A 23,561-nucleotide genomic window follows, 5' to 3' on the forward strand; every position below is an offset into this window, starting at 1 on the left:
TGCCTTTTTCGCTCGGTTAATCCTTCAAGCACTTCGAATGCAGATTGATCCGACTTCCGGGAACTCCATGCCACGCGCCACCCGTACTCACCAACGCTTCGCCTTGCATCCGCTGGTGCTGGCGCTGGCGGTGGTCTTGCCGGGCCTGGACGTGTCGCGCAGTCAAGCCGCCCCTCTGGTCGAGAGCGAACAACCCGGCAACCAGACACGCCATTACGCAATCGCCGGCGGATCGCTGGTGAGCGTACTCAACCGCTTTGCCGAACAAGCCAGGATTTTCCTCGCCGGACACAACGAACTCGCTGCCGGCAAACGCAGCCCTGGCCTCAACGGTGTCTACAGCCAGCAGCAAGCCTTGCATCGACTGCTGCAAGACAGCGGTCTGCAAGCGCAACGCCAGGGGAACGGCGGGTATGTGCTGCACGCCGCCCCCGTGGCACAAGATGCGCTGGAACTGGGGGCGACCAACATTTCCGGGCAGGCACCCGGGACCATCAGCGAAGACTCCCACTCCTACACCGTCGGCTCGACGTCTTCAGCCACCGGCCTGCCGCTGTCTCTGCGCGAGACGCCGCAATCGGTCACGGTCATCACCCGCCAACTCATGGACGACCAGGGCGCCACCAGCATCGTCGACGCCCTGCGCCGCGCGCCCGGCATCAGTGTGCAAAACTACGACAGCGAGCGCTGGGAGTTTTCCAGCCGTGGCCTGCCAATCACCAACTTCCAGTACGACGGCGTCAATACCGACTACGACGGTGTCTACGACTACGGCACCACCAGCACCGACATGGCCCCCTATGACCGCGTCGAAATCATCAAGGGCGCGACCGGCCTGATGACCGGGGCGGGTGATCCCTCGGCGACCGTCAACCTGATTCGCAAGCGCCCGACCCCGGCATTCAAAGCCTCGGTCAGCGGCACCGTCGGCTCCTGGGACACCTATCGCAGCGAAGGCGACATTTCCGGCCCGCTGAGCGCCAGCGCCAATGTTCGCGGGCGTCTGGTCGGGGTTTATCAGGATCGCAGCGCCTACGTCGATCACTACCGCAACTCCAGGGACATCGCCTACGGCATTGTCGAGGCCGACTTGACCCCGGACACCCTCGTCACCCTCGGTATCGACCAGCAAGACACCCGCTCCCGAGGCGCCAGCTGGACCGGTTTCCCGATGTACGACAGCGACGGCTCGCGCACCAATTTCTCCCGTTCCTTCAACCCGGCCACCGACTGGAGCCGCCGCGACTTCACCAACCAGACGCTGTTCGCCAAGGTGCAGCAACAACTGGCCAACGACTGGACACTCAAGGTCAGTTACGACCGCAAGCACCGCCGGCACGATACCTTCCTCGCCTCCGCCAGTGGCGGCAACCCGGACCCGGTCAGCGGTGACGGCATGTTCATGTACATGGGCAAGTTCAAGGGCGACCAGGTGCAGGACAACGTCGACGTCAACCTGAGCGGACCGTTCACCCTGGCAGGTCGCGAGCACGAACTGATCGCCGGGTTCATGTCGATGAACACCCGCCAGGACATCCCGGTGTACGGCTCGGTGTATCCGCCGGTGGACAGCAGTATCTTCGATTGGCGCGGCGAGTTTGCCAAACCCGAGATCCCCCGGGTGGGCACCGACGACATCGTCCAGCGCCAGACCGGCGCCTACCTGGCCGCCCGGCTCAAACCCGTCGACGACCTGGCGCTGATCCTCGGCGCGCGCGTCAGTAACTTCAGCGGACACGACGACCTGGACTACAGCGACCCGAACAGCGTCGACCTGCGCGACCGCTATCGCCAGAGCGGTGTCGTCACGCCTTACGCCGGGTTTGTCTATGATCTCGACGACACCTGGTCGGTGTACACCAGCTACACCAGCATCTATCAGCCGCAAATGAGCAAGGACGCCAACCGGCAACTGCTCGATCCGGTACAGGGCAAAAGTCTTGAAGCGGGCATCAAGGCCGAATACTTTGGCGGGCGCCTGAACGCCAGCTTCGCCCTGTACCGCATCGAACAGGACAACATCGCCGAACATGTCAGCGGCGATGATGCCGAGTCGGTGTACCGCGCCGTCCAGGGCGCCACCACCCAAGGCTTCGAGTTCGAACTGGCCGGCGAGTTGCGCGACGGCTGGAACCTGGCGGGTGGCTACACCTACAACCACACCCGCGATGCCCAGGGTGATTACGTCTACGGTTCGGTGCTGCAAACCTCGGCACCGGAACAGCTGGTGCGGGTTTTCAGCACCTACCGCCTGCCGGGCGCGTGGGACAGGCTCATCGTCGGCGCCGGCCTGAACTGGCAAAGCGAATTTTTCGGCAAGGTGTTCCGTCCCGCCCCCACCGATACGGTGAACTTCGGTCAGTACACAACGATCACCCAACCGGGCTACACCCTGGTGGACGCGATGGCGCGCTATCGCTTCAACGAGCACCTGAGCACTACGCTGAACGTGAAGAACCTGTTCGATACAACCTACTACACCGGGCTGGGCAACTTCGGCACCGGGTTTTATGGCGAACCGCGCACCGTGCAACTGACCACCCGGTGGGCGTTCTAATCGCGCCCTGAAACGGCTGTTTGGCGATCTACGGTACTGCCGACCCCACTCAGGCTGACTACGCTGTATTCCTGCATGCATAACCTGCCGAGGAGTGCCCGCCATGCAACGCGTACAAAAACTCACGCCCTGCCTGTGGTTCGACGATCAGGCCGAAGAAGCGGCGAAGTTCTATTGCTCGATCTTCGACCATTCGAAAATCACGGCCGTCACCCATTACGGCCACGCCGGTTTCGAATTCCACGGGCGGCCCGAAGGCTCGGTCATGACCGTCAGCTTCGAACTCGACGGCCAGAGTTTCACCGGCCTCAACGGCGGCCCCCTGTTCAAATTCACTGAGGCAGTTTCGTTTCAGGTCAATTGCCTGAGCCAGGAAGAAGTCGACCATTACTGGGGCAACCTGTCGGCCGGTGGCGCGCCCGAGGCCCAGCAATGTGGTTGGCTGAAAGACAAGTTCGGGCTGTCGTGGCAGATCGTCCCCATCGCGATGATGGACATGATCAAAGACCCCGACACGAAAAAATCCCAACGGGCCATGCAGGCGATGATGCAAATGAAAAAACTCGATATCGCCACACTGCAACGAGCCTTTGACGGCGAGAGCTAATACACTCCGGCACTGACCTGCCGAGGAGAGAGCATGAAGCACGCCGTTGCCAAGAACGCCGACAAGGCCCCGCGCTTCTGGCGCGATGACGCCCTGCCCTTCATCGAAGCCCGCGCCATCGCCGACGGGCGCGAGGTCTGCTACACCCGGCACGCCCACGAACACTTTTCCATCGGGGCGATCACCGCCGGGCGCAGCACCTATCTCCATGAGCAGTCAGCCTTCGAGGTCAGCGCCGGCACGGTGGTGCTGATGAACCCCGGCGACGTCCACGCCTGCAACCCGATCGAAGACCAACCCTGGTCGTACCTGATGCTGTACGTCGATACGCCGTGGCTGACCGATTTACAGCACCAGCTCGGGTTCAGCGATGACGCGGCGTTTCGCCGTTTTTCAACGACCCATACGCGCGATGCCAACCTGTTTGCCGGCCTCGCGGGCTTGTATGAAGTGCTGGTCGATCCGCAGCAGGATGTCCTGCGCAAACACAGCGTGGCCGTGGAGTTCTTTACGGAGGTTCAGCTACGACTCAACCCGGTCGATCAACCGCTGCGCGAACCCAATTTCAAGCTCGAGCGTGCCGCCGATTACATCCGCGACCACTGCACCCAAACCCTCAGGCTCGAAGACATTTGCGAGGCCGCGCAATTGTCGCCGTCCTACCTGATCCGCGCCTTCAAACAGCATTACGGCATGACGCCCCACGCGTTCCTGGTGAACCGGCGCATCCAGTTCGCCCAGGATCAATTGCGCAGCGGCAAGCTGATCGCGGACGTGGCACTGGAAGCGGGGTTCGCCGATCAGGCGCATTTCCAGCGGGCGTTCAAACAGCATTTGGCGGCGACACCGGGGCAGTATCGGGGGTAATACCCGAGGTTTTACCTAGATCTGTGGTTCGGTTAAATCTGTGGCGAGGGAGCTTGCTCCCGCTCGGCGGCGAAGCCGTCGCAAAACCTGCCTACATGATTGATCTGAAGAAAAGCGGGGGCCGCTACGCAGCCCAGCGGGAGCAAGCTCCCTCGCCACAAAAGCTGTAGCGACTGCAGTTACGGCAGCAACAGGTATACCGCGCTCACCACCAGTAGCAACGCCATGACCCGATTGAACAACCGCATCCCTGCCGGGTTGTTCAGAAAACCGCGCAAAAACGTCCCGGCATACGCCCAGCACCCCACCGACGCATAGCAGATCACCAGATAAATCGCGGCAAACTGCCAGACCAGGCGTGCCTCGCCATCGGCGACAAACGCGCCCATGCCGGCCACGCAGGCCAGCCAGGCCTTGGGGTTGAGCCATTGCATGATGGCGCCATACAGCATTGACGGGGCTTGCGCCGATTCACTGGCTTGCACCCGCCCATTGTCGGCCGCCAGCTTGAAGGCCATGTACAACAGAAAGGCTACGCCGGCCCATCGCACCCCCTGGGTCAACGCCGGCCACTGTTGCAACAACTCATGCAGGCCCAGCCCCATCAGCACCAACAACAGGACAAACCCCAGCGTGGCCCCGGCCACGTGACGCTGGCTGGCCCGGAAGCCAAACCGCGCGCCGGCGCTCAACGCCACAATATTGACCGGCCCCGGGGTGATGGACGCGACCAGCGCAAACGCCGCCATGGATATCATCAGACTCATTGCACACCTTCTTCCATCGAATTGAACAAGGCCCTCAAGGTAAAGAGCCGAGCGATTCGCGTATTGAACAAAACTGCCCTGCAGCGCTATGAGTAATAACCGACGACGCTTTTCACCTTGGTCAGGGCAATGCGCAGCGAGTCCATGTCCACCGAGCCCAACGCCAGGCGTATCGCGTGGGGCACATGGGCTGAAATCGCAAAGGGCTCGGCCGGCGACACCGACACTTGCTCGCGCATCAGCGCCATGGCGATCTGGTCGGCCCGGGCGTCTTCCGCCAACGGCAACCAGATGAAGTAGGAATTCGGGTGACTGATGGTCCTGAGCCCCGCCAACGTCTCGCGGGCCAAGGCTTGCCTGGCCCGGGCGTCCGCACGTTTTTGCGCTTCCAGCTGGAGGACGGTGCCATCGTCGAGCCAGGCCGTGGCGATGGCGGTCATCACGCCGGGGGTGTTCCAGGTGGTTGCCATGATGGTGCGTTCGAAGGCGGCGATCCATTGCGCCGGTGCGGCGATAAAGCCGACGCGCAAGCCAGTGGCGATATTCTTCGACAGACCGGACACGTACACCGTTCTCTCCGGCGCCAGCTCGGCCAGCGGTGGCGGTACGTTTTCGGCCAGGAACGCGTAGGCGGCGTCCTCGATGATCGTCAGGTCATGCTGGCGCGCTATCGCCACCAGTTGCTCGCGTTGATCGGCGTCCATCACCCAGCCCAGCGGGTTATGCAAGGTCGGCATCGAATAAACGGCGCGCACCGATCGGCTGCGGCAGAGTTTTGCCAGGGCCGGCAGATCAGGCCCGGTATCGGTGACCGGAATGGGCAAGACTTCCAGATGCAGGGTTTCGGCCAGCGTCTTGAAACCGGGGTAGGTCAGCGCATCGGCGGCGATGACATCGCCGGGCTTGAGCAGCGTCATCAGCGTCACCGCCAGGCCATGCTGGGCACCGCTGACGATCAACACCTGCTCGGCCGGCACGTTCAGCCCGCGCTCGACCAGATGACGGGCGACCGAGGCCCGCTCGTGCAGGCGCCCCGCGTGGGGCTGGTAACGCAGGAGCGCCTCCAGGTCACCAGACAGCGCCAGCTGACGCAAGGCATGGCGCAGCAGGTCGGCCTGGCCGGGCAATGACGGGTAGTTGAAATTCAGGTCAATCATCCCCGCCGCCACCACGTGCTGCGAAATGCCCTGCCCCGGCGGCAGCGAAGTCTCCCTGACAAAGGTCCCGCGACCGGTTTCGCCACTGACCAGGCCCATGCCCTCCAGCTCGGCATAGACCCGGCTGGCGGTGACCAGCGCCAGACCGTGCTCGGTTGCCAGTTGCCGGTGCGTCGGCAGGCGCGTGCCCGGCGGCAAACACCCGGAACGGATGTCGGCGGCAAAGGCATCCACCAGCGTTTTATAACGGGATCGAGGCATGTCGAGATGTATCCATGACAATTTTTTGATTGTATCGATACTCGCTCATACGATGGGTTTCGTGCAATCAGACAATGAGCGTGAGCCAAATGGAACGGACTTCGAACCTGCAACACCGGACGCTGGAAAACAGCACCAGCGGCTGGATCAACGGACTGATCGGTGTGGTGATCTTCAGCGGCTCGCTGCCGGCGACCAGGGTGGCGGTGCTGGAATTCGACCCGGTGTTCCTGACGGTTGCGCGGGCGACCATCGCGGCGGCCCTGGCGCTGTGCCTGCTGGGGTTATTCAAGGAAAAACGTCCGGCGCGCCAGCAACTGGTCCCGCTGATCATAGTCGCCCTCGGCGTGGTCATCGGTTTCCCCCTGCTGACGGCCCTGGCGCTGCAATACGTGACGTCCGCGCACTCCATCGTCTTCGTCGGTCTGTTGCCCCTGGCGACGGCGGTGTTTGGCGTGCTGCGCGGCGGCGAACGACCACGGGCGGCGTTCTGGATTTTCTCGGTGCTGGGCAGCCTGTTGGTGGTCGGCTTTGCCCTGTCCCAGGGGCTGAGCGCCTCCCCGCAGGGCGACATCCTGATGCTGCTGGCGATCCTTGCCTGTGGCCTGGGTTATGCCGAAGGCGCCAAGCTGTCACGCACCCTCGGCGGCTGGCAGGTGATTTCCTGGGCGTTGGTGCTGTCGCTGCCGGTCGTGGCGCTGCTCAGCTGGATGCGCATGCCGGCTTCGTTCAGCGGCATCAGCACCCCAGCCTGGTTCAGCCTGGCGTACGTCTCGCTGTTCAGCATGCTGATCGGTTTCGTGTTCTGGTATCGCGGCCTGGCCCAAGGAGGCATCGCCGCCGTTGGGCAGTTGCAGCTGCTGCAGCCGTTTTTCGGGTTGACCCTCGCGGCGACCCTGCTGCATGAACAGGTCAGCCTCGGCATGCTGGGTGTGACCGTCGCGGTGATCCTGTGCGTCGCCGGGGCGAAAAAATTCGCTAAATAGCCCTGATACGGTGGTTTACGCCCATCACTGTATGGGTCTGACCACCGCCGGGCTGTGATAAAAATAGCGCTCTTGCTTCAGGAGCCGACCATGGACCTCGCCACCCTCACCCTGTTTCTGCCGGCCTGCTTCGCCCTCAACATGGCACCCGGCCCCAACAACCTGCTGTCGGTCAGCAATTCGACCCGCTATGGCTACCGCACCGCGTGCGTGGCCGGCATCGGCCGGTTGCTGGCGTTCGCCGGGATGATTGCCCTGGCCTCGGCGGGGCTGGCAGTGGTGCTGCAAACTTCAGAACTGTTGTTCTACGCCATCAAGATCCTGGGTGCGGCGTATCTGTTCTACCTCGCCTGGCAATTGTGGCGCGCCGATCCCGGTGTCGAGAACGTCGTCACCAGCGCGCCAGCGGGCACCTTGGCACTGGCGCGGCAGGAGTTCCTGGTGGCGGCCGGCAACCCCAAGGCGATCCTGATCTTCACCGCGTTCCTGCCGCAATTCGTCGACTCGACCCAAGCCATTGCGCCGCAGTTCGTGGTGTTGGGCGCGCTGTTCCTGGTGCTGGAATGGATCGCCATCGGCGCCTATGCCTACATGGGCCTGCACATGCGCCGCTGGTTCGCCCGGCCGTCCGGCAAGCGCCTGTTCAACCGCTGCTGCGCCGGGTTGCTGTCGGCGGCGGCTTCAGTTTTGCTGATGGCGCGACGCGCCTGAATATTCCGCCTGCTCATGGAGTGCAAATGCCAATGGATAACCCAACACCAGAGCCTCAAGCGGTATGCAGCCCCATCACCGGCAGCGCGATGTTCATCGTCGCCACATTGACGCCCGGCGGGGATGCGGCCGCTAAAGTGCGGGCCTGGTGTGCAGACATCGCGGCCCTCACGCGCTCGGTCGGCAAACGTGTTCCCTCCGGCAATTTGTCGTGCATCTGTGGCTTTGGCTCCAGTGCCTGGAACACCTTGTTCAGCGGCCCGCGCCCGGCTTCGCTGCACGGGTTTCGCGAGTTCGGCGCCGAAGGACGTCGAGCGGTGGCAACGCCGGGCGACATCTTGCTGCACATTCGCGCCGAGCAGATGGACCTGTGCTTCGAACTGGCCACGCAATTGCTCTCGTCCCTTGGAGACGCGGTCACGGTCGTCGATGAAGTTCAGGGCTTTCGCTATTTCGATATGCGCAGCATCATCGGCTTTGTCGATGGCACCGAAAACCCGGTCGGTCGCAAGGCTGCCCACTTCACGATGGTCGGCGATGAAGACCCGCTGTTTGCCGCGGGCAGCTATGTGCTGGTGCAGAAATACCTGCACAACATGACGGCCTGGAACGCGCTCTCGGTCGAGGCCCAGGAACGGGTGATCGGACGCACGAAATTGTCCGATATCGAACTGGATGACTCGATTAAACCCAGCTGCTCCCACAGCGCCTTGACGACAATCACCAAGGACGGGCAGGAAGTGAAAATCCTGCGCGACAACATGCCGTTTGGCCGACCCGGTGCCGGTGAGTTCGGTACGTATTTTATCGGCTATGCCCGTTCGCCTGAGCCTATGGAACAAATGCTCGAGAACATGTTTGTCGGCAAGCCGCCTGGCAATTACGACCGCCTGCTGGATTTCAGCACGGCAGTCACGGGTGGCTTGTTCTTTGTGCCTTCGGCCGATCTGCTGGAAGAACTGGCCGATCGCGAACCACCCCACACCTGATTGGAAACAACTGAAATTCGCTGTCGATTTTCCGGTGGAGGCCACCCATGACGCCCTCTATGCTGCGTCCATGAACCTACAAAAAACGCTGCTCCCGCCCCGCGCCGAGATGGTTCGCGCCATGCTCGAACGAGACACCTCTTACGAGGGCGTGTTCTTCACGGCGGTCAAGACCACCGGCATCTTCTGCCGCCCCGGCTGCACCGCCCGCAGCCCGAAGCCTGAGAATGTCGAGTTCTTTACCAACGCCGAGCAATGCCTGGCGGCGGGCTACCGCGCCTGCCTGCGCTGCAAACCGCTGGACACCGCCGCCAGCGCGCCGGACTGGGTGCAGAAGCTGTTCAAATCGGTAGACGCCGACCCTGAGCGGCGCTGGACCGACGCCCAGTTACTGGCCGCGGGCATCGAGCCGCTGAAACTGCGCCGCTGGTTCAAGCAGCATTTCGGCATGACCTTCCACGCATGGCTACGCGCCCGGCGCCTGGGCACTGCGTTGGGCGGGATCAAACAGGGCGACTCCATCGACGCCGTCGCCTTCGATTCCGGCTACGAGTCCCTGAGCGGCTTTCGCGATGCCTTTCAAAAGTCGTTTCACATCACCCCGGGCCGTGCGGCCAACAGCGAGCCGTTGCTGTTCACCCGCCTGACCACGCCGCTGGGGCCGATGATCGCCATGGCCGAACGGCGTGGGCTGGTGCTGCTGGAGTTTCTCGATCAGGCCTCACTGACCCCGTCGATCGAAGCGCTGCAAAACCGTTTCGGTTATGCCGTGGCCCCGGGGCACAACACCCATTTGCAGCAGATCGAAGCGCAATTGTCGGCGTACTTCGCCGGGACGTTGACTGAGTTCAGCGTTGCCCTGCACATGCCCGGCAGCGAGTTCTCCCGCCGCGTCTGGGCGGAACTGGCGAAGATCCCCTACGGCCAGACCACCACCTACGGCACCCTTGCAGCGACCTTGGGCAAGCCCGGTGCCAGTCGGGCGGTAGGCCTGGCCAACGGGCATAACCGCTTATCGATTGTCGTGCCGTGCCACCGCGTGATCGGCGCCGACGGCTCGCTGACCGGCTACGCTGGAGGCCAGCCACGCAAGGCGTTCCTGCTCAGGCTGGAAAACGCTGCGGTGCAGCTCACGGAGCAGTTGACGCTCTGATCCCCCCACAGGCTTTTCATAAGGAAGGAAACTCGATGGACAGGCTCGACCATCAACTGCACCAACTGCATCACGAGGGTTTGCTGATCCTCACCAACGTCGCCGACGCCGCCGGGGCGCGGCTGGTGGAGCAACTGGGCAACAAGGCGGTGGCCACCAGCAGCGCCGCGGTGGCCTGGGTACATGGCTACCCGGACGGCAACACCCTGCCCCTTGAGCGCCTGGTCTCAACCGTCGAGTCGATTGCCCGGGTCATTTCGGTGCCGCTGACCGTGGACATAGAGGCCGGTTACTCCGACGACCTGAAGCGGGTGGCACAGGTGGTTGACGCGGTGATCGCCGCCGGCGCGGTCGGGATCAATATCGAAGACGGTTCCTCGCCGCCGGAGTTGCTGATCCGCAAGATTGAAATCGCGCGCCAGGTGGCCGATCGACGTAACGTGAACCTGTTCATCAATGCGCGCACCGATGTCTACCTGCGCGGCCTGGTGCCTGCCGAAGACCGCGTCGCCGAAACCCTCAGGCGCGCCGCGCTGTATCAGGCAGCCGGTGCCAATGGCCTGTTTGCGGCGGGCGTTACCGCCGAGTACGAGATCAAGGCGCTGTGCCACGGCACCTCGTTGCCATTGAATGTGCTGGGGGTCCCGGGCCTGCCGTCGCCCGAAGCGCTTGAAGCGCTCGGCGTACGCCGTCTGAGCGCCGGTTCCGGCATCGCCGAATTCCTCTACGGTGCCATGGCCGGCATTGCCCAAAGCTTTCTGCAAACCGGCAAGTTCGATAGCCACAACCTGAAGGCTTTCACCTATGGCGAAATCAACGCCCTGTTGAAACCGTCCGGGAAAGCCTGAGCCCATGGCCGACGGCTATCGGGCCGCCAGTGAGTTCCTGGCCGCCATCGATGACGACTGGCGCCGCCACATCGACGCCATCGGCCCGTGCCTGCACCAGCCGCATGCGGCGCGTGATCCCTATGAGTCGCTGGTGCGGGCGATTGCCTATCAGCAACTGCACGCCAAGGCCGGCGATGCGATTGTCGGGCGGCTGCTGGCGCTGTTCGGTTCGGGCGCCTTTCCCCGGCCTGAACAGATCGTCGCCACGGATTTCGACCGATTGCGCAGTTGCGGGTTTTCCGCGAGCAAGATCGCGACCATCCAGGGTATCGCCCAGGCATCGCTGGACGGCGTGGTGCCGGATTACGCCACGGCGCTGGCCATGGACGATGAAGCGCTGATCGAGCGGTTGATCACGTTGCGCGGCGTCGGGCGCTGGACCGTGGAGATGCTGCTGATCTACAGCCTGGAACGCCCGGACATCCTGCCGGCCGACGACTTTGGCGTGCGTGAGGGTTATCGCCGGCTCAAGGGCCTGGAGGTGCAGCCGACGCGCAAGCAGATGATCGAGATCGGCTCGGCGTGGAGCCCGTATCGGACGGTGGCCTCCTGGTATTTGTGGCGGGTTCCAAACAAGTAAACCGCGTTATCGTTCTTCGCGAGCAAGCCCGCTCCCACAGTTGACCGAGTTCTCAAATGAGATCGCGGTCAACTGTGGGAGCGGGCTTGCTCGCGAAGACGTCAGTCCAGTCAACACACCATCAAGGGCCAATCACAACCCCGACTTCAACCGGCTGAACGCCCGGATCAACGCCCGGTTGAACGCCTTGCCATTGTCATTCTTGGTGTACAGCGAAGCCTTGACCGCGGCCGGTGGATACGTCCCCGGATCATTGCGGATCGCCGGGTCGATCAAGCCATCGGCCGCCGTGATCGCATTGGCGTAATGGATGGTGTCGGTGATCGGCGCGATCACTTGCGGGGTCATCAGGTAGTCCATCAAGGCAAGAGCGGCCTTCGGATGCGGCGCATCCCTGGGAATGACCATGGCATCGAACCAGATCAACGTGCCCTCCTTGGGAATCCGGTACTTGAGCGAATAGGGTTTGCCCGCCGCCTCGGCCTGGCCCGCCGCGATGCCCACGTTGCCGTTCCACGACATCGCCACGCAGGTGTTGCCGTTGGCCAGGTCGCTGATGTTCAGGTCGTTGTCGAAGTAGCGAATGTACGGCCGAATTTTCGCCAGTTGCTGCTCGGCGAGTTTCAGGTCGTCGAGGTTCTGGCGGTTGATATCCAGCCCCATGTACTTCATGACCGCCGCGAACACTTCATTGGGATCGTTGAGCAGGCTGACCCCGCAATCGGCGAATTTCGACACCACGGCCGGGTCGAACAGCATCGCCCAACTGTCGGTCGGCGCGTCGGCCAGGCGTTGTTGCACGGCCTGTTCCTGATAACCCACGCCCGTGGTGCCCCAGGCGTAGATCCCGGCATAGCGGTTGCCTGGATCGAACACCGCCATGTGCTGGCGGAACTCCTCGCCGACGCCGGCGAAATGCGGCAGTTGCTGCTTGTCGATCGTCTGCACTGCGCCACTCTCGATGGCGCGCGACAGGTGCTGCCCCGCCGTCAATACCAGGTCGTAGCCACTGCGACCGGTGAGCAGCTTGGTCTCGACGGTTTCCAGGGAATCGAAGTGGTCGACCACCACATGAATGCCGGTTTTTTCCTCGAAGTTTTTCAGGGTATCCGGGGCCAGGTACTCGCCCCAGATATACAGGTTGACCACCGGCTTGGCGGTGTCGGCGGCCTGCACACACAGGGGTGCAAGCACCAGCAGTATTGCTTGAGTCAGTTTGTGCAGGCCCATGGTCAGACTCCCTTTTTGTTGCAAGCAGTGCCGGCGTACTGCGGCATGGTGATGCACGCGACGTTGCCGCCGCCGAGGAGGATTTCCCGGGAGTTTTCGATGCCGACGATGCTGTGTTTCGGGAACAGCTCGGCCAGGGTCGCCAGCGCCACCTTGTCGTTGCGATCACCAAACAGCGGCACCACGATGGCGCTGTTGCCGGCGTAGTAGTTGATGTACGACGCGCAAATCTTGGTCCCGGCCTGACGGGTATGGGTGCTGTCCTGCTGGTCCAGCCCTTCGGCTTCTTCGGCCGTCCACTCCAGCACATCCGGCTGCGGCAGCTTGTGCACGATCAGCTCGCGGCCGCGGCTGTCGCGGGTGCTGCGCAGGATGTCATAGGCTTCCTGATAGATTTCCCACTGCGGGTCGTCGCGGTTGTCGGTCCATTGCAGCACCACTTCACCGGGGCGCACGAAGCAGGCGAGGTCGTCGACGTGGCCATCGGTTTCGTCGAACTTGCAGCCCCGCGGCAGCCAGATCACCTGCTCGGCGCCGAGGTAGTCGGTCAGGCGACGGGTGACTTCGTCCTTGCCCAGATGCTGGTTGCGGTTGCGATTGAGCAGGCATTGCTCGGTGGTGAGGATGCTGCCCTGGCCGTCGCTCTGGATGCCGCCCAGTTCGGCAATCAAGGGGGCGCGATAGCGGTCGAAGCGTTCGATTTCGAGGATCTTGCTCGCGATCTGGTCGTCCTTGTCCCACGGGTAGTACAGGCCGCCGTCGAGTCCGCCGTAGGCATTGAACTCGAAGTCGACGCCGCGCACTTCGCCGCTCTGGTCATTGACCACAAAGCACGGGCCGCTGTCGCGGAACCAGGTGTCGTTGCAGGTCATTTCCACCACACGCACCTGCGGTGGCAACTGGCGGCGCGCGGTGGCGAACTGTGCCGCCGAGGCGCACACGGTGACCGGTTCGCTCATGGAAATGGCGGTGACGATCTGCACCCAGACTTTCTGCGCAGGCTTGGCACCGTTGCGCCAGACGTCGGTGCGCTCCGGCCAGCCGAGCCAGCAACCGGACTTGGCTTCGAATTCGCCGGGCAGACGGAAACCGTCCTGTTTGGGAGTGGTGTCGAGCAAACGGGCCATGGTCAAACCTCTTCAGCAGGGATTGGAATGACCACAGGCTAAGGGTGTTGGCGACTGGCTCGCCAACGATGATTATTTCGGAATACTTGAATTCAACTCATCAATCGAGCAACTGATCGTTGAACCACTCCAGCATCTGCGCCACCGCCGGACGTTCCAGCCGCACCCGTTCGCACACCAGCGCGTATTGGCCCAGGGCGGTCATGCTCGACGTGAACGGCCGTACCAGGCGACCGCTGAGCAAATCTTCCTGGGCCGTCAGGTTGTCGCCCATGGCCACGCCCTGCCCTTGCGCCGCCGCCTCCAGCGCAAGCCCGGCATGGGCGAAATACAACTGGCGGTCGGGGCGCTGGTCGCCGGCGTGGCTGGTGAGCCACGCGGTCCAGGTCTTGCCGTCCTGGTCGTCGTGCAGCAGGCAGTGACGGGCCAGGTCCTTCGGGGTTTTCAGCGAGCCCTGGTTGAACAGGCCGGGGCTGCACACCGGGAAGAACTGCAACGCCGGCAGTGGCCGGACGAAATACGCGCTGCTGTCCACCGGGCCGGTGCCGTAGGTGATCGCCAGGTCGATGTCTTCCCCCGGGGCCGTGGCGTCGATCGGTTGTTCGTACAGATGCAGGGTGATGTGCGGATAGCGCGCATAGAAATCCGTGAGACGGCTCATCAGCCACTTTTGCGCCAGCTCGGCGGTCACCGCCAGACGCAGCACCGCAAGCGATGAAGGATCGCGCAGCTCGTCGCAGGCATCGCCAATCAGTTCGAAAGCCTGCTGCAAACTCTGCATCAGGCGCCCGGCGGCCAGGGTCGGGCGAATCTGCCGGCCTTCGCGCATGAACAGCGGCACACCGAGCTGCTCCTCGAGCTGACGAATCTGGTGGCTGACCGCGCTGTCGGTGACACACAACTCGGCCGCCGCCCGGCCGAAATGGGCATGGCGGGCGGCGCATTCGAAGGTTCGCAGGGCTGCCAGGGAAGGTAATCGTCGCATCAGGTCGTGTCCCGGTTTCGAGGGGGACATGCTGACTTGGCCTGTGGCAGGCGTCCAGTGGGACCGCGTTATCGTTCTTCGCGAGCAGGCTCGCTCCCACAGGGGATCGCATTCAAAATGTGGGAGCGGGCTTGCTCGCGAATGGGCCGGCCCACTCACCACAAATCCACCCACCCATCACCTTCCCTTATGGATCATGACATCCACCCGCACCCGGCACATGCTGGACGTGACCCGCGCACAAAGTGGCGAAGCCGAAATCACCCTGGCTTTTCGCGCCTGTCCACTCACGCTAAGGGTCTAGGCTGTCCCGGGTACGCTCAAGACAGCCGGAGGCTCCCATGCAACTCGAAGGTTCCTGCCATTGTGGCGCGGTGTCGTTCAGCCTGACCTGCGCCCACCCCTACCCCTACCAGCGTTGCTACTGCTCGATCTGCCGCAAGACCCAGGGCGGTGGCGGCTATGCGATCAACCTCGGTGGCGATGCCGCCAGCCTCAAGGTGCGCGGGCGCAAGCACATCGCGATTTACCATGCGCGGCTCAAGGAAGAAGGCGACAAACGCGCCCACAGCAGCAGCGCCGAGCGGCATTTCTGTGCGGTCTGCGGCTCGGGCCTGTGGCTGTTCAGCCCGCAGTGGCCGGAACTGATTCACCCGTTCGCTTGCGCCATCGACACACCGCTGCCGGTACCGCCGGAGCACACGCACCTGATGCTCGGCTCGAAAGCGCCGTGGGTGGAGGTCCAGGCGCAGCCCGGGGATCAGCAGTTCGATCTGTACCCTGAAGAATCCATCGCCCAGTGGCATCAGCGTCTCGGCCTGGCTCGCTGAGAAATAATGATCAGTTTTTTCAGGCGGCAGTTCCCCTTTGCATTTTTCGTTCGGTTAACCCCTCAGAAGCACTTCAACTACCGATCGATTCGATGCAAAGGGATCCCCATGTCGCACCCGCTTGTCGCCCGTTTCCGTTTTGCCCTGTGCCCTCTGGCGCTGGCCCTGCCCGCCGCCCTGATGAGCCTCGCCGCCCACGCCGCTGAAACCGATGCCGAGAAGAAGCCGGCGAAGGACGACGGCGTACTGCAGCTGGGCGCAACGAACATTTCCGCCCAGGCGCTGGGCGCCACCACCGAAGGCACCCACTCCTACACCACCGGTTCAACGTCTTCGGCCACCGGCCTGCCCCTGTCGATCCGCGAAACGCCGCAATCGGTGACCGTCATCACCCGCCAGCAGATGGACGACCGCGGCGTGCAGACCATCGGCGACGCGCTGCGCAACACCCCCGGGATTTCGACGCAAAAGTACGACAGTGACCGCACCGAGTTTTCCGCCCGTGGCTTTGCCATCACCAACTTCCAGTACGACGGCATCAACATCCCCTATGACGGCGTCTACGGTGAAAACCCTAACAACAGCGACGACGCCTCCAGCCTGGACCGCATCGAAATCGTCAAGGGTGCGACCGGCCTGATGACCGGCTCGGGCGACCCGTCCGCCACCGTCAACCTGATCCGCAAGAAGCCGACCAAGGAATTCAAGGCGTCGATCAGCGGCACCGTCGGATCGTGGGATGCCTATCGCAGCGTCGGCGACATTTCCGGTTCGCTGAACGATTCCGGCAGCGTGCGTGGCCGCTTTGTCGGCGCCTATTCCGACAAGAACTCCTACCAGGATCACTACAGCCAGAAGAAGGACCTGTTCTACGGCGTCCTCGAAGCCGACCTGACGCCCGACACCCTGCTGACCTTCGGCATCGACAAGTCCAGCGCCACCCCGCGAGGCTCGTCCTGGACCGGCAACCCGGTGTACTTCTCGGACGGCGGCCGTACCGACTTCCCGCGTCACTTCAACCCGGGTGCCGACTGGAGTCGTCGCGACTTCGACGACATCACCTACTTCGCCTCCCTGGAACAGGCCCTGGCCAACGACTGGACGTTCAAGGCCACGTTCGACCAGAAAACCACCGATCACGACACTCGCCTGGCCTCGGCCAGTGGCGGCAACCCGGACCGTGCCACCGGTGAAGGCATGTTCCTGTACTGGGGTCGCTGGGAAGGTCACCGCGTGCAAAACACCGCTGACGTGAACGTCACCGGCCCCTTCTCCCTGGGTGGTCGCGAGCATGAACTGGTGGCCGGCTTCATGGCCTCCCACTCGCGCCAGACCGGCGCGACCTTCGACACCAGTGCCTTCGCCATGGTCCCGGGGAGCATCTACGACTGGAATGGCGATCTGCCGGAACAGGACTTCCCGAAAAACGGCAAGTACGAACGCACCCAAAGCCAGAACGGCCTGTACCTGGCCACGCGTCTGCACGCGACCGATGACCTGTCGATCATCCTCGGCAGCCGCTTGAGCACCTTCAAGTACAACGAAGACTATTCGTACTATCCGGGTGCGGGCCTCGATGACACCCATGCCAGCTACAAGGAACATGGCGTGGTCACGCCTTATGCCGGTGTGGTCTATGACCTGGACGACACCTACTCGGCCTACGCCAGCTACACCAGCATCTACCAGCCGCAAACCTACAAGGACATCAACGGTTCGACCCTGGCGCCGGTCGAAGGCGACAGCTACGAAGCCGGCCTGAAAGCCGCCTACTTCGACGGGCGACTGAATGCCAGCCTGGCCTTCTTCCGCATCGAGCAAGACAACCTCGCCGAATCGATCGGCACCAACCCGGTGACCAACGAAGGCATCTACAAAGCCGTTGACGGCGCGACCACCAAAGGCGTGGAGCTGGAACTGGCCGGTGAATTGGCCGAAGGCTGGAACGTGTCGGCCGGCTACACCTACGCCCGCACCCGTGACGCCGATGAACAGCGCATCTTCGGCTTCCCGCTGTCCACCAGCAAACCGGAACACGTCGTGCGTACGTTCACCACCTACCGCCTGCCCGGCGCACTGGACAAGGTGACCATCGGAGGCGGCATCAGCTGGCAGAGCGCGTTCTACGGCAAGATCTACAGCCCGACCGTGGGCGACTACACCCGCATCAAGCAAGGCGGATACACCCTCGTCGACCTGATGAGCCGCTACCAGTTCAACGAGAACCTGAGCTTCACCGTCAACGCCAACAACGTCTTCGACAAACGCTACCTGACGGGCCTGGGCAACTTCGACACCACGTACTATGGCGAACCACGCAACGTGATGTTGACCACCACGTGGGATTTCTGAAGCTGAAGACCTGACAAAAAAGCCAGTCAGTCAAGCACAATACCTGTGGGAGCGCGTCAGAACCGCACCAGTTGATCAGGCTGCGGCCGGTACGCCGCTATGGAAACGGAATTCCACATCCGGGGATTCGATCAGTTCCTGTTCGGCGGCGCGGACCCTGTCGATCACCTGAGCGATGTCCCTGGCGTCACCGTACTGGTAGGCCAGTTTCAGGTATCCCTGGAAATGCCGGGCCTCGCTCTTGAGCAGGCCGAAATAGAACTTGCCCAGTTCTTCGTCCAGATGCGGCACCAGTGCTTCGAAACGCTCGCAACTGCGGGCCTCGATGAAGGCGCCCACCACCAAGGTGTCCACCAGTTTCACCGGCTCGTGACTGCGCACCACCTTGCGCAGACCCGACGCATAACGCCCGGCGGACAGCTGGCGCAACGCAATCTTGCGGCGCTTCATCAGGCGCATGACCTGCTCGTGGTGCACCAGTTCTTCACGGGCCAGGCGCGACATCATGTTGATCAGGTCGACGTGGGAATGGTACTTGGCGATCAGGCTCAACGCGGTGCTGGCGGCCTTGAATTCGCAGTTCTTGTGGTCGATCAGCAAGGTTTCCTGATCGGCCAGCGCGGCTTGAACCCAGCCGTCGGGAGTGCGGCAGCCAAGGAACTCGTGAATTTCGGGAAGGATCATGGGGCTCACGGACAAATAGGTTCAAAACGAAGGGCGCCGATTATACCGGCCTGCCCGCAGACCACCAGTCGCCAACCGTTGATATGCATCAAGTCCCCGAATCGCAGGCAGCAACTATAGTTGTGCAACGCCGTGCTTTTTTATTTTCAGGAGATCGCGCTCATGCAAGCCGTACGCAGCATTCTGGTGGTCATCGACCCCGAACACTCCGAAAGCCTCGCGCTCAAGCGGGCGAAGCTGATCGCCGGCGTGACCCAGGCGCAGTTGCATCTGCTGGTGTGCGACCCCAAGCATGATCACAGTGGCATGTTGGGTGTGCTCAAGGCCGCTTTACAGGGAGACGGATACAACGTCACCACTGAGCAGGCCTGGAACCAGAGCCTGCATCAAACCATCGTCGATGTGCAGCAAGCCGAAGGCTGCGGTCTTGTGGTAAAGCAGCACTATCCCGACAGCGCCCTGAAAAAGGCCCTGCTGACACCCGAGGACTGGAAGTTGCTGCGCCAATGCCCCTCCCCGGTACTGCTGGTGAAAACCGCTGGCTCATGGAAAGACAAAGTGATCCTGGCAGCCATCGACGTCGGCAACACCGACCTCGAACACCGCCACCTGCACAACACCATCATTGATCATGGCTATGACATCGCAACCCTGGCCAAGGCCCGTTTGCACGTGATCAGCGCCCACCCGTCGCCGATGCTGTCGTCGGCCGACCCGACCTTTCAACTCAGCGAAACCATCCAGGCGCGCTACCGTGAGCAATGCAAGTCGTTCCAGGCCGAGTTCGACATCGACGATGATCACCTGCACATCGAGGAAGGTCCGGCGGACGTGTTGATTCCGTTCATGGTGCACAAGCTGCAGGCGGCCGTGATCGTCATCGGCACCGTGGCGCGTAGCGGGTTGTCAGGCGCGTTGATCGGCAATACGGCGGAAGTGGTGCTCGATGCGGTTGAAAGTGACGTATTGGTGCTCAAGCCGCAGGAGATCGAAGATCATCTTGAGGAGATTGCCGGCAAGCACTGAGATATGTGGTGATTGAAAGGCCGTCTTCGCGAGCAAGCCCGCTCCCACACTGGATCTTCAGCAGACACAACTTTTGTGTAAAACCGGGGATAAATGTGGGAGCGGGCTTGCTCGCGAAGCTTTTAAAAAATTTAGCCTCCAAACGCATCCCTCAGAAACCCCGGCGCAATGTAGCGCTGGTAATGCGCCTCGGAGAGCAGGAAAAATTCCCGATCAATGGCATCGCGCAGTTCCGGCAGGTTCCAGTCGCGAAACTCCGGCAGCAACACCATCCCGTAGGCTTCCAGGTTGTTGATCACCCGCGCCCCCCGGGCGATCAACTGGTAGGCCCAGCAATATTCCGACTGATGGGGTACGAAACGGATCTTGCGTTGCTCCAGCTGCATCCGCAGCTGCGCCGGATCGAAAATTTCCACCTTGGCGGCCATCACTTGCGACAGCAATTGCTCAAGACGCAGCCATACAGCGCGCTTTTCCTCCTCGTTGTAACCGTTCCAGTGGATCACTTCGTGGTGGAAACGCTTGCAGCCACGGCACACCAGGTCACCGTAAACAGTGGAGCAAAGGCCGACGCACGGCGTCTTGATGGTCTGATTGGGCATAGGTAGGCAAAACGCGAAAAAGCAGAACAGGCCGGCATGTTAGTCCTTTGTCCACCATTGATCACCCCTCAAAGTTCAGGGCCATGGCTGAATCGGCGTTTAGCGGCCGCCACCAAAGTCCAATAAAACCTGACTTACCTTAAATTTTTTTTTGCCGTAGAATCAGCCTGCCTTTTTAGGCGCCAATGTCCGTTAGAAGCTGTTTTCAAAGCGTCACGAGCACAGTCGTTCCTTCAGAGCGGTGTTGGCGAGGGGTTTTTCCAGCGGGGAAAAGCCCAACGCCAACCCTCATCAGCTCCCGTTCTGCAGGCGTAAAACTTTGAAAGCAGCTTCTGTAAGGAATTGTCGGTAATTCTGGCTAAGTGGCTCACAACGCCATGCAGCGCATGAGTACGGCAATTTCGGGATGAGCGTCCCGGACACCCATTTGGGACCACTGATGAGGGTAATAACTGTGCTTGAAGCCTACCGCAAACATATCGAAGAGCGCGCAGCACTGGGTATCGTTCCCCAGCCGCTTAACGCCGAACAAACTGCAGGCCTGGTCGAGCTGCTGAAAAATCCCCCGGCTGGCGAAGAAGCATTCCTCGTTGACCTGATCACCGACCGCGTTCCGCCAGGCGTGGACGAAGCGGCCTATGTCAAGGCCGGCTTCCTGTCCGCCATCGCCAAAGGCGAAGCCAAATCCCCCCTGATCGACAAGAAGCGCGCTGTTGAACTGCTCGGCACCATGCAGGGCGGCTACAACATCGTGACCCTGGTGAACCTGCTGGACGACGCCGAACTGGCGCCAGTAGCTGCCGAAGAACTCAAGCACACCCTGCTGATGTTCGATGCCTTCCACGACGTCGCTGAAAAAGCCAAGAACGGTAACGTTCACGCCAAAGGCGTGCTGCAATCCTGGGCTGACGGCGAGTGGTTCGTGAAGCGCCCGACCCTGGCCGACAAGATCAGCCTGCGCGTGTTCAAGGTCACCGGCGAAACCAACACCGACGACCTGTCCCCTGCGCCTGATGCCTGGTCCCGTCCGGACATCCCGCTGCACGCCCTGGCCATGCTGAAAATGGCTCGCGACGGCATCGTGCCTGACGTACAAGGCGTCACCGGCCCGATGAAGCAGATCGAAGAAATGCGCAACGCCGGCTTCCCGATCGCCTACGTCGGCGACGTGGTCGGTACCGGTTCTTCGCGTAAATCGGCCACCAACTCGGTGCTGTGGTTCTTCGGCGACGACGTTCCTTACGTGCCGAACAAGCGTGCCGGCGGTTTCTGCTTCGGCAGCAAGATCGCTCCGATCTTCTACAACACCATGGAAGATGCCGGCGCACTGCCAATCGAATTCGACGTTTCCAACATGCACATGGGCGACGTGATCGACCTGTACCCGCATGCTGGCAAAGTCTGCAAGCACGGCACCGACGAAGTCCTGACCACCTTCGAAATGAAGACCCCGGTCCTGTTGGACGAAGTTCGCGCCGGCGGCCGTATTCCGTTGATCATCGGCCGCGGCCTGACCGAGAAGGCTCGCGCCGAGCTGGGTCTGCCACCTTCGACCCTGTTCAAGAAGCCTGAAGCACCGGCTGAAAGCACCAAGGGCTTCACCCTGGCACAGAAAATGGTCGGCAAGGCTTGCGGCGTGACCGGCGTCCGTCCGGGCACCTACTGCGAACCGAAGATGACCACCGTGGGCTCCCAGGACACCACAGGTCCCATGACCCGTGACGAACTGAAAGACCTGGCGTGCCTGGGCTTCTCGACCGATCTGGTGATGCAGTCCTTCTGCCACACCGCGGCTTATCCAAAGCCGATCGACGTGACCACCCACCACACCCTGCCTGACTTCATCATGACCCGCGGCGGCGTTTCCCTGCGTCCGGGCGACGGCATCATCCACTCGTGGCTGAACCGCATGCTGCTGCCAGACACCGTCGGTACCGGTGGTGACTCCCACACCCGTTTCCCGATCGGCATCTCGTTCCCGGCCGGTTCCGGTCTGGTTGCGTTCGCCGCAGCCACCGGCGTCATGCCGCTGGACATGCCTGAGTCGATCCTGGTTCGCTTCAAAGGCGAACTGCAGCCAGGCGTCACCCTGCGTGACCTGGTTCACGCCATTCCTTACTACGCGATCCAGGCTGGCCTGTTGACCGTAGAGAAGAAAGGCAAGAAGAACGCCTTCTCCGGTCGCATCCTGGAGATCGAAGGTCTGCCTAAACTGACCGTAGAACAAGCGTTCGAACTGTCTGACGCCTCGGCTGAACGTTCGGCTGCCGGTTGCACCATCCAGCTGTCCAAAGAGTCGATTGCCGAATACCTGCAGTCCAACATTACCCTGCTGCGCTGGATGATCGGCGAAGGCTACGGCGATGCACGTACTCTGGAACGTCGTGCTCAAGCGATGGAAGCCTGGCTGGCCAACCCTGAGCTGCTGGAAGCGGACAAGGACGCCGAATACGCCGAAGTCATCGAGATCGACCTGGCCGACATCAAGGAGCCTGTACTGTGCGCGCCGAACGACCCGGACGACGCTCGCCTGCTCTCCAGCGTTGCTGGCGAGAAAATCGACGAAGTGTTCATCGGTTCGTGCATGACCAACATCGGTCACTTCCGCGCTGCCGGCAAGTTGCTGGAACAGGTCAAGGGTCAGCTGCCAACCCGTCTGTGGCTGTCGCCGCCGACCAAGATGGACGCTCACCAGCTGACCGAAGAAGGCTACTACGGCATCTACGGCAAGGCCGGCGCGCGCATGGAAATGCCGGGCTGCTCGCTGTGCATGGGTAACCAGGCACGTGTAGAGCCGAACTCGACCGTTGTGTCGACTTCGACCCGTAACTTCCCGAACCGTCTGGGTGACGGCGCGAACGTCTACCTGGCTTCGGCTGAGCTGGCGTCCGTGGCTTCCATCCTGGGTCGCCTGCCGACCGTCGAGGAGTACATGGAATACGCTGGCAAGATCGACAGCATGGCGGCCGATGTCTACCGCTACCTGTCCTTCGACCAGATCGCCGAGTTCCGTGAGGCTGCTGCGAACGCCAACATCCCGGTCGTTCAAGCCTAACGCTGCAACGCAATGAAAAACGCCGCCCATCGTGAGATGAGCGGCGTTTTTTTATGCATCCAGTTCAAACACCAAAAACCCTGTGGGAGCGGGCTTGCTCGCGAAGGCGGTGGGTCAGTCAACATCAATGCTGAATGTCATGACG

20 protein-coding genes are annotated in these 23,561 nt (G+C 62.1%); 13 read left to right on the forward strand and 7 right to left on the reverse strand.

The features are described from left to right. Nucleotides 1-67 precede the first annotated feature (67 nt). The 3 genes from AC3WN7_RS07370 (at nt 68) to AC3WN7_RS07380 (ending at nt 4,031) form a co-directional block, all read left to right on the forward strand. Nucleotides 68-2,557, forward strand: a complete 2,490-nt coding sequence (locus tag AC3WN7_RS07370; protein ID WP_102673629.1) for a TonB-dependent siderophore receptor — start codon at nt 68-70, stop codon at nt 2,555-2,557. A 103-nt stretch (nt 2,558-2,660) separates the two neighbouring features. Further along, a complete protein-coding gene (locus tag AC3WN7_RS07375) occupies nt 2,661-3,164 on the forward strand; it encodes a VOC family protein (protein WP_102673615.1) in 504 nt (167 codons plus the stop codon). 33 nt (nt 3,165-3,197) lie between these two features. Beyond that, complete coding sequence (locus tag AC3WN7_RS07380) at nt 3,198-4,031, forward strand: AraC family transcriptional regulator (protein WP_102673616.1); 834 nt, start codon at nt 3,198-3,200, stop codon at nt 4,029-4,031. Nucleotides 4,032-4,210: 179 nt separating this feature from the next. On the opposite strand, the gene AC3WN7_RS07385 is transcribed toward AC3WN7_RS07380, so the two are convergent. Both AC3WN7_RS07385 and AC3WN7_RS07390 read right to left on the reverse strand, forming a co-directional pair. Beyond that, complete coding sequence (locus AC3WN7_RS07385) at nt 4,211-4,798, reverse strand: LysE family translocator (protein ID WP_102673617.1); 588 nt, start codon at nt 4,796-4,798, stop codon at nt 4,211-4,213. 86 nt (nt 4,799-4,884) lie between these two features. After that, nucleotides 4,885-6,216, reverse strand: a complete 1,332-nt coding sequence (locus tag AC3WN7_RS07390) for an aminotransferase-like domain-containing protein (RefSeq protein ID WP_102673618.1) — start codon at nt 6,214-6,216, stop codon at nt 4,885-4,887. Nucleotides 6,217-6,305: 89 nt separating this feature from the next. Between AC3WN7_RS07390 and AC3WN7_RS07395 the strand changes: the two genes are divergently transcribed. The 6 genes from AC3WN7_RS07395 (at nt 6,306) to AC3WN7_RS07420 (ending at nt 11,525) form a co-directional block, all read left to right on the forward strand. Then, nucleotides 6,306-7,202: a DMT family transporter gene (locus AC3WN7_RS07395; RefSeq protein WP_102673619.1), complete on the forward strand. Its 897-nt coding sequence runs from the start codon at nt 6,306-6,308 to the stop codon at nt 7,200-7,202. Nucleotides 7,203-7,292: 90 nt separating this feature from the next. Then, complete coding sequence (locus tag AC3WN7_RS07400; protein WP_095966974.1) at nt 7,293-7,913, forward strand: LysE family translocator; 621 nt, start codon at nt 7,293-7,295, stop codon at nt 7,911-7,913. Between the two features lie 32 nt (nt 7,914-7,945). Continuing rightward, nucleotides 7,946-8,902 carry a Dyp-type peroxidase gene (locus AC3WN7_RS07405; protein WP_172435744.1) on the forward strand — a complete coding sequence of 319 codons (957 nt, stop codon included), beginning with the start codon at nt 7,946-7,948 and terminating at the stop codon, nt 8,900-8,902. A gap of 70 nt (nt 8,903-8,972) precedes the next feature. Next, nucleotides 8,973-10,055 carry a bifunctional transcriptional activator/DNA repair enzyme AdaA gene (locus AC3WN7_RS07410; RefSeq protein ID WP_102673620.1) on the forward strand — a complete coding sequence of 361 codons (1,083 nt, stop codon included), beginning with the start codon at nt 8,973-8,975 and terminating at the stop codon, nt 10,053-10,055. A gap of 35 nt (nt 10,056-10,090) precedes the next feature. Further along, nucleotides 10,091-10,903 carry an isocitrate lyase/PEP mutase family protein gene (locus AC3WN7_RS07415; RefSeq protein WP_102673621.1) on the forward strand — a complete coding sequence of 271 codons (813 nt, stop codon included), beginning with the start codon at nt 10,091-10,093 and terminating at the stop codon, nt 10,901-10,903. Nucleotides 10,904-10,907: 4 nt separating this feature from the next. After that, nucleotides 10,908-11,525 carry a DNA-3-methyladenine glycosylase family protein gene (locus tag AC3WN7_RS07420; RefSeq protein WP_102673622.1) on the forward strand — a complete coding sequence of 206 codons (618 nt, stop codon included), beginning with the start codon at nt 10,908-10,910 and terminating at the stop codon, nt 11,523-11,525. Nucleotides 11,526-11,657: 132 nt separating this feature from the next. On the opposite strand, the gene AC3WN7_RS07425 is transcribed toward AC3WN7_RS07420, so the two are convergent. The 3 genes from AC3WN7_RS07425 to AC3WN7_RS07435 all read right to left on the reverse strand — a co-directional run bounded on the left by AC3WN7_RS07425 (nt 11,658) and on the right by AC3WN7_RS07435 (nt 14,867). After that, a complete protein-coding gene (locus AC3WN7_RS07425; protein WP_102673623.1) occupies nt 11,658-12,755 on the reverse strand; it encodes an extracellular solute-binding protein in 1,098 nt (365 codons plus the stop codon). Nucleotides 12,756-12,757: 2 nt separating this feature from the next. Further along, entirely contained in the window at nt 12,758-13,882 is a 1,125-nt protein-coding gene (gene aguA / locus AC3WN7_RS07430) for an agmatine deiminase (protein WP_007976289.1), read from the reverse strand. Nucleotides 13,883-13,982: 100 nt separating this feature from the next. After that, nucleotides 13,983-14,867 (reverse strand): LysR substrate-binding domain-containing protein, encoded by an 885-nt coding sequence (locus AC3WN7_RS07435; RefSeq protein ID WP_102673624.1) that lies wholly within the window; start codon nt 14,865-14,867, stop codon nt 13,983-13,985. A 341-nt stretch (nt 14,868-15,208) separates the two neighbouring features. Here AC3WN7_RS07435 and AC3WN7_RS07440 point away from each other — a divergent pair, with 341 nt between their 5' ends. Together AC3WN7_RS07440 and AC3WN7_RS07445 are read left to right on the forward strand one after the other, a co-directional pair. Next, entirely contained in the window at nt 15,209-15,697 is a 489-nt protein-coding gene (locus tag AC3WN7_RS07440) for a GFA family protein (RefSeq protein WP_095966967.1), read from the forward strand. A 108-nt stretch (nt 15,698-15,805) separates the two neighbouring features. Beyond that, complete coding sequence (locus AC3WN7_RS07445; protein ID WP_102673625.1) at nt 15,806-18,049, forward strand: TonB-dependent siderophore receptor; 2,244 nt, start codon at nt 15,806-15,808, stop codon at nt 18,047-18,049. 75 nt (nt 18,050-18,124) lie between these two features. Here AC3WN7_RS07445 and AC3WN7_RS07450 read toward each other — a convergent pair whose 3' ends face one another. Further along, complete coding sequence (locus tag AC3WN7_RS07450) at nt 18,125-18,733, reverse strand: MiaE family protein (RefSeq protein WP_102673626.1); 609 nt, start codon at nt 18,731-18,733, stop codon at nt 18,125-18,127. 162 nt (nt 18,734-18,895) lie between these two features. On the opposite strand from AC3WN7_RS07450, the gene AC3WN7_RS07455 reads away from it, so the two are divergent. Further along, on the forward strand, nt 18,896-19,759 hold the full coding sequence (locus AC3WN7_RS07455; RefSeq protein WP_095966965.1) for a universal stress protein: 864 nt from the start codon (nt 18,896-18,898) through the stop codon (nt 19,757-19,759). A 131-nt stretch (nt 19,760-19,890) separates the two neighbouring features. Here the strand turns inward: AC3WN7_RS07455 and AC3WN7_RS07460 are convergent, their stop codons facing one another. Then, on the reverse strand, nt 19,891-20,361 hold the full coding sequence (locus AC3WN7_RS07460; protein ID WP_102673627.1) for a DUF1289 domain-containing protein: 471 nt from the start codon (nt 20,359-20,361) through the stop codon (nt 19,891-19,893). A 454-nt stretch (nt 20,362-20,815) separates the two neighbouring features. Here AC3WN7_RS07460 and acnB point away from each other — a divergent pair, with 454 nt between their 5' ends. Beyond that, nucleotides 20,816-23,416, forward strand: a complete 2,601-nt coding sequence (gene acnB / locus AC3WN7_RS07465) for a bifunctional aconitate hydratase 2/2-methylisocitrate dehydratase (RefSeq protein ID WP_095966963.1) — start codon at nt 20,816-20,818, stop codon at nt 23,414-23,416. The last annotated feature ends 145 nt before the right edge of the window (nt 23,417-23,561 follow it).

It is taken from the genome of Pseudomonas sp. FW305-70 (assembly GCF_058783925.1).

Bases quoted from the DNA above. Each gene is read 5' to 3' on its own strand.
- AC3WN7_RS07370 (WP_102673629.1), top strand. From the start codon at position 68: ATGCCACGCGCCACCCGTACTCACCAACGCTTCGCCTTGCATCCGCTG.
- AC3WN7_RS07375 (WP_102673615.1), top strand. From the start codon at position 2,661: ATGCAACGCGTACAAAAACTCACGCCCTGCCTGTGGTTCGACGATCAG.
- AC3WN7_RS07380 (WP_102673616.1), top strand. From the start codon at position 3,198: ATGAAGCACGCCGTTGCCAAGAACGCCGACAAGGCCCCGCGCTTCTGG.
- AC3WN7_RS07385 (WP_102673617.1), bottom strand. From the start codon at position 4,798: ATGAGTCTGATGATATCCATGGCGGCGTTTGCGCTGGTCGCGTCCATC.
- AC3WN7_RS07390 (WP_102673618.1), bottom strand. From the start codon at position 6,216: ATGCCTCGATCCCGTTATAAAACGCTGGTGGATGCCTTTGCCGCCGAC.
- AC3WN7_RS07395 (WP_102673619.1), top strand. From the start codon at position 6,306: ATGGAACGGACTTCGAACCTGCAACACCGGACGCTGGAAAACAGCACC.
- AC3WN7_RS07400 (WP_095966974.1), top strand. From the start codon at position 7,293: ATGGACCTCGCCACCCTCACCCTGTTTCTGCCGGCCTGCTTCGCCCTC.
- AC3WN7_RS07405 (WP_172435744.1), top strand. From the start codon at position 7,946: ATGGATAACCCAACACCAGAGCCTCAAGCGGTATGCAGCCCCATCACC.
- AC3WN7_RS07410 (WP_102673620.1), top strand. From the start codon at position 8,973: ATGAACCTACAAAAAACGCTGCTCCCGCCCCGCGCCGAGATGGTTCGC.
- AC3WN7_RS07415 (WP_102673621.1), top strand. From the start codon at position 10,091: ATGGACAGGCTCGACCATCAACTGCACCAACTGCATCACGAGGGTTTG.
- AC3WN7_RS07420 (WP_102673622.1), top strand. From the start codon at position 10,908: ATGGCCGACGGCTATCGGGCCGCCAGTGAGTTCCTGGCCGCCATCGAT.
- AC3WN7_RS07425 (WP_102673623.1), bottom strand. From the start codon at position 12,755: ATGGGCCTGCACAAACTGACTCAAGCAATACTGCTGGTGCTTGCACCC.
- aguA (WP_007976289.1), bottom strand. From the start codon at position 13,882: ATGGCCCGTTTGCTCGACACCACTCCCAAACAGGACGGTTTCCGTCTG.
- AC3WN7_RS07435 (WP_102673624.1), bottom strand. From the start codon at position 14,867: ATGCGACGATTACCTTCCCTGGCAGCCCTGCGAACCTTCGAATGCGCC.
- AC3WN7_RS07440 (WP_095966967.1), top strand. From the start codon at position 15,209: ATGCAACTCGAAGGTTCCTGCCATTGTGGCGCGGTGTCGTTCAGCCTG.
- AC3WN7_RS07445 (WP_102673625.1), top strand. From the start codon at position 15,806: ATGTCGCACCCGCTTGTCGCCCGTTTCCGTTTTGCCCTGTGCCCTCTG.
- AC3WN7_RS07450 (WP_102673626.1), bottom strand. From the start codon at position 18,733: ATGATCCTTCCCGAAATTCACGAGTTCCTTGGCTGCCGCACTCCCGAC.
- AC3WN7_RS07455 (WP_095966965.1), top strand. From the start codon at position 18,896: ATGCAAGCCGTACGCAGCATTCTGGTGGTCATCGACCCCGAACACTCC.
- AC3WN7_RS07460 (WP_102673627.1), bottom strand. From the start codon at position 20,361: ATGCCCAATCAGACCATCAAGACGCCGTGCGTCGGCCTTTGCTCCACT.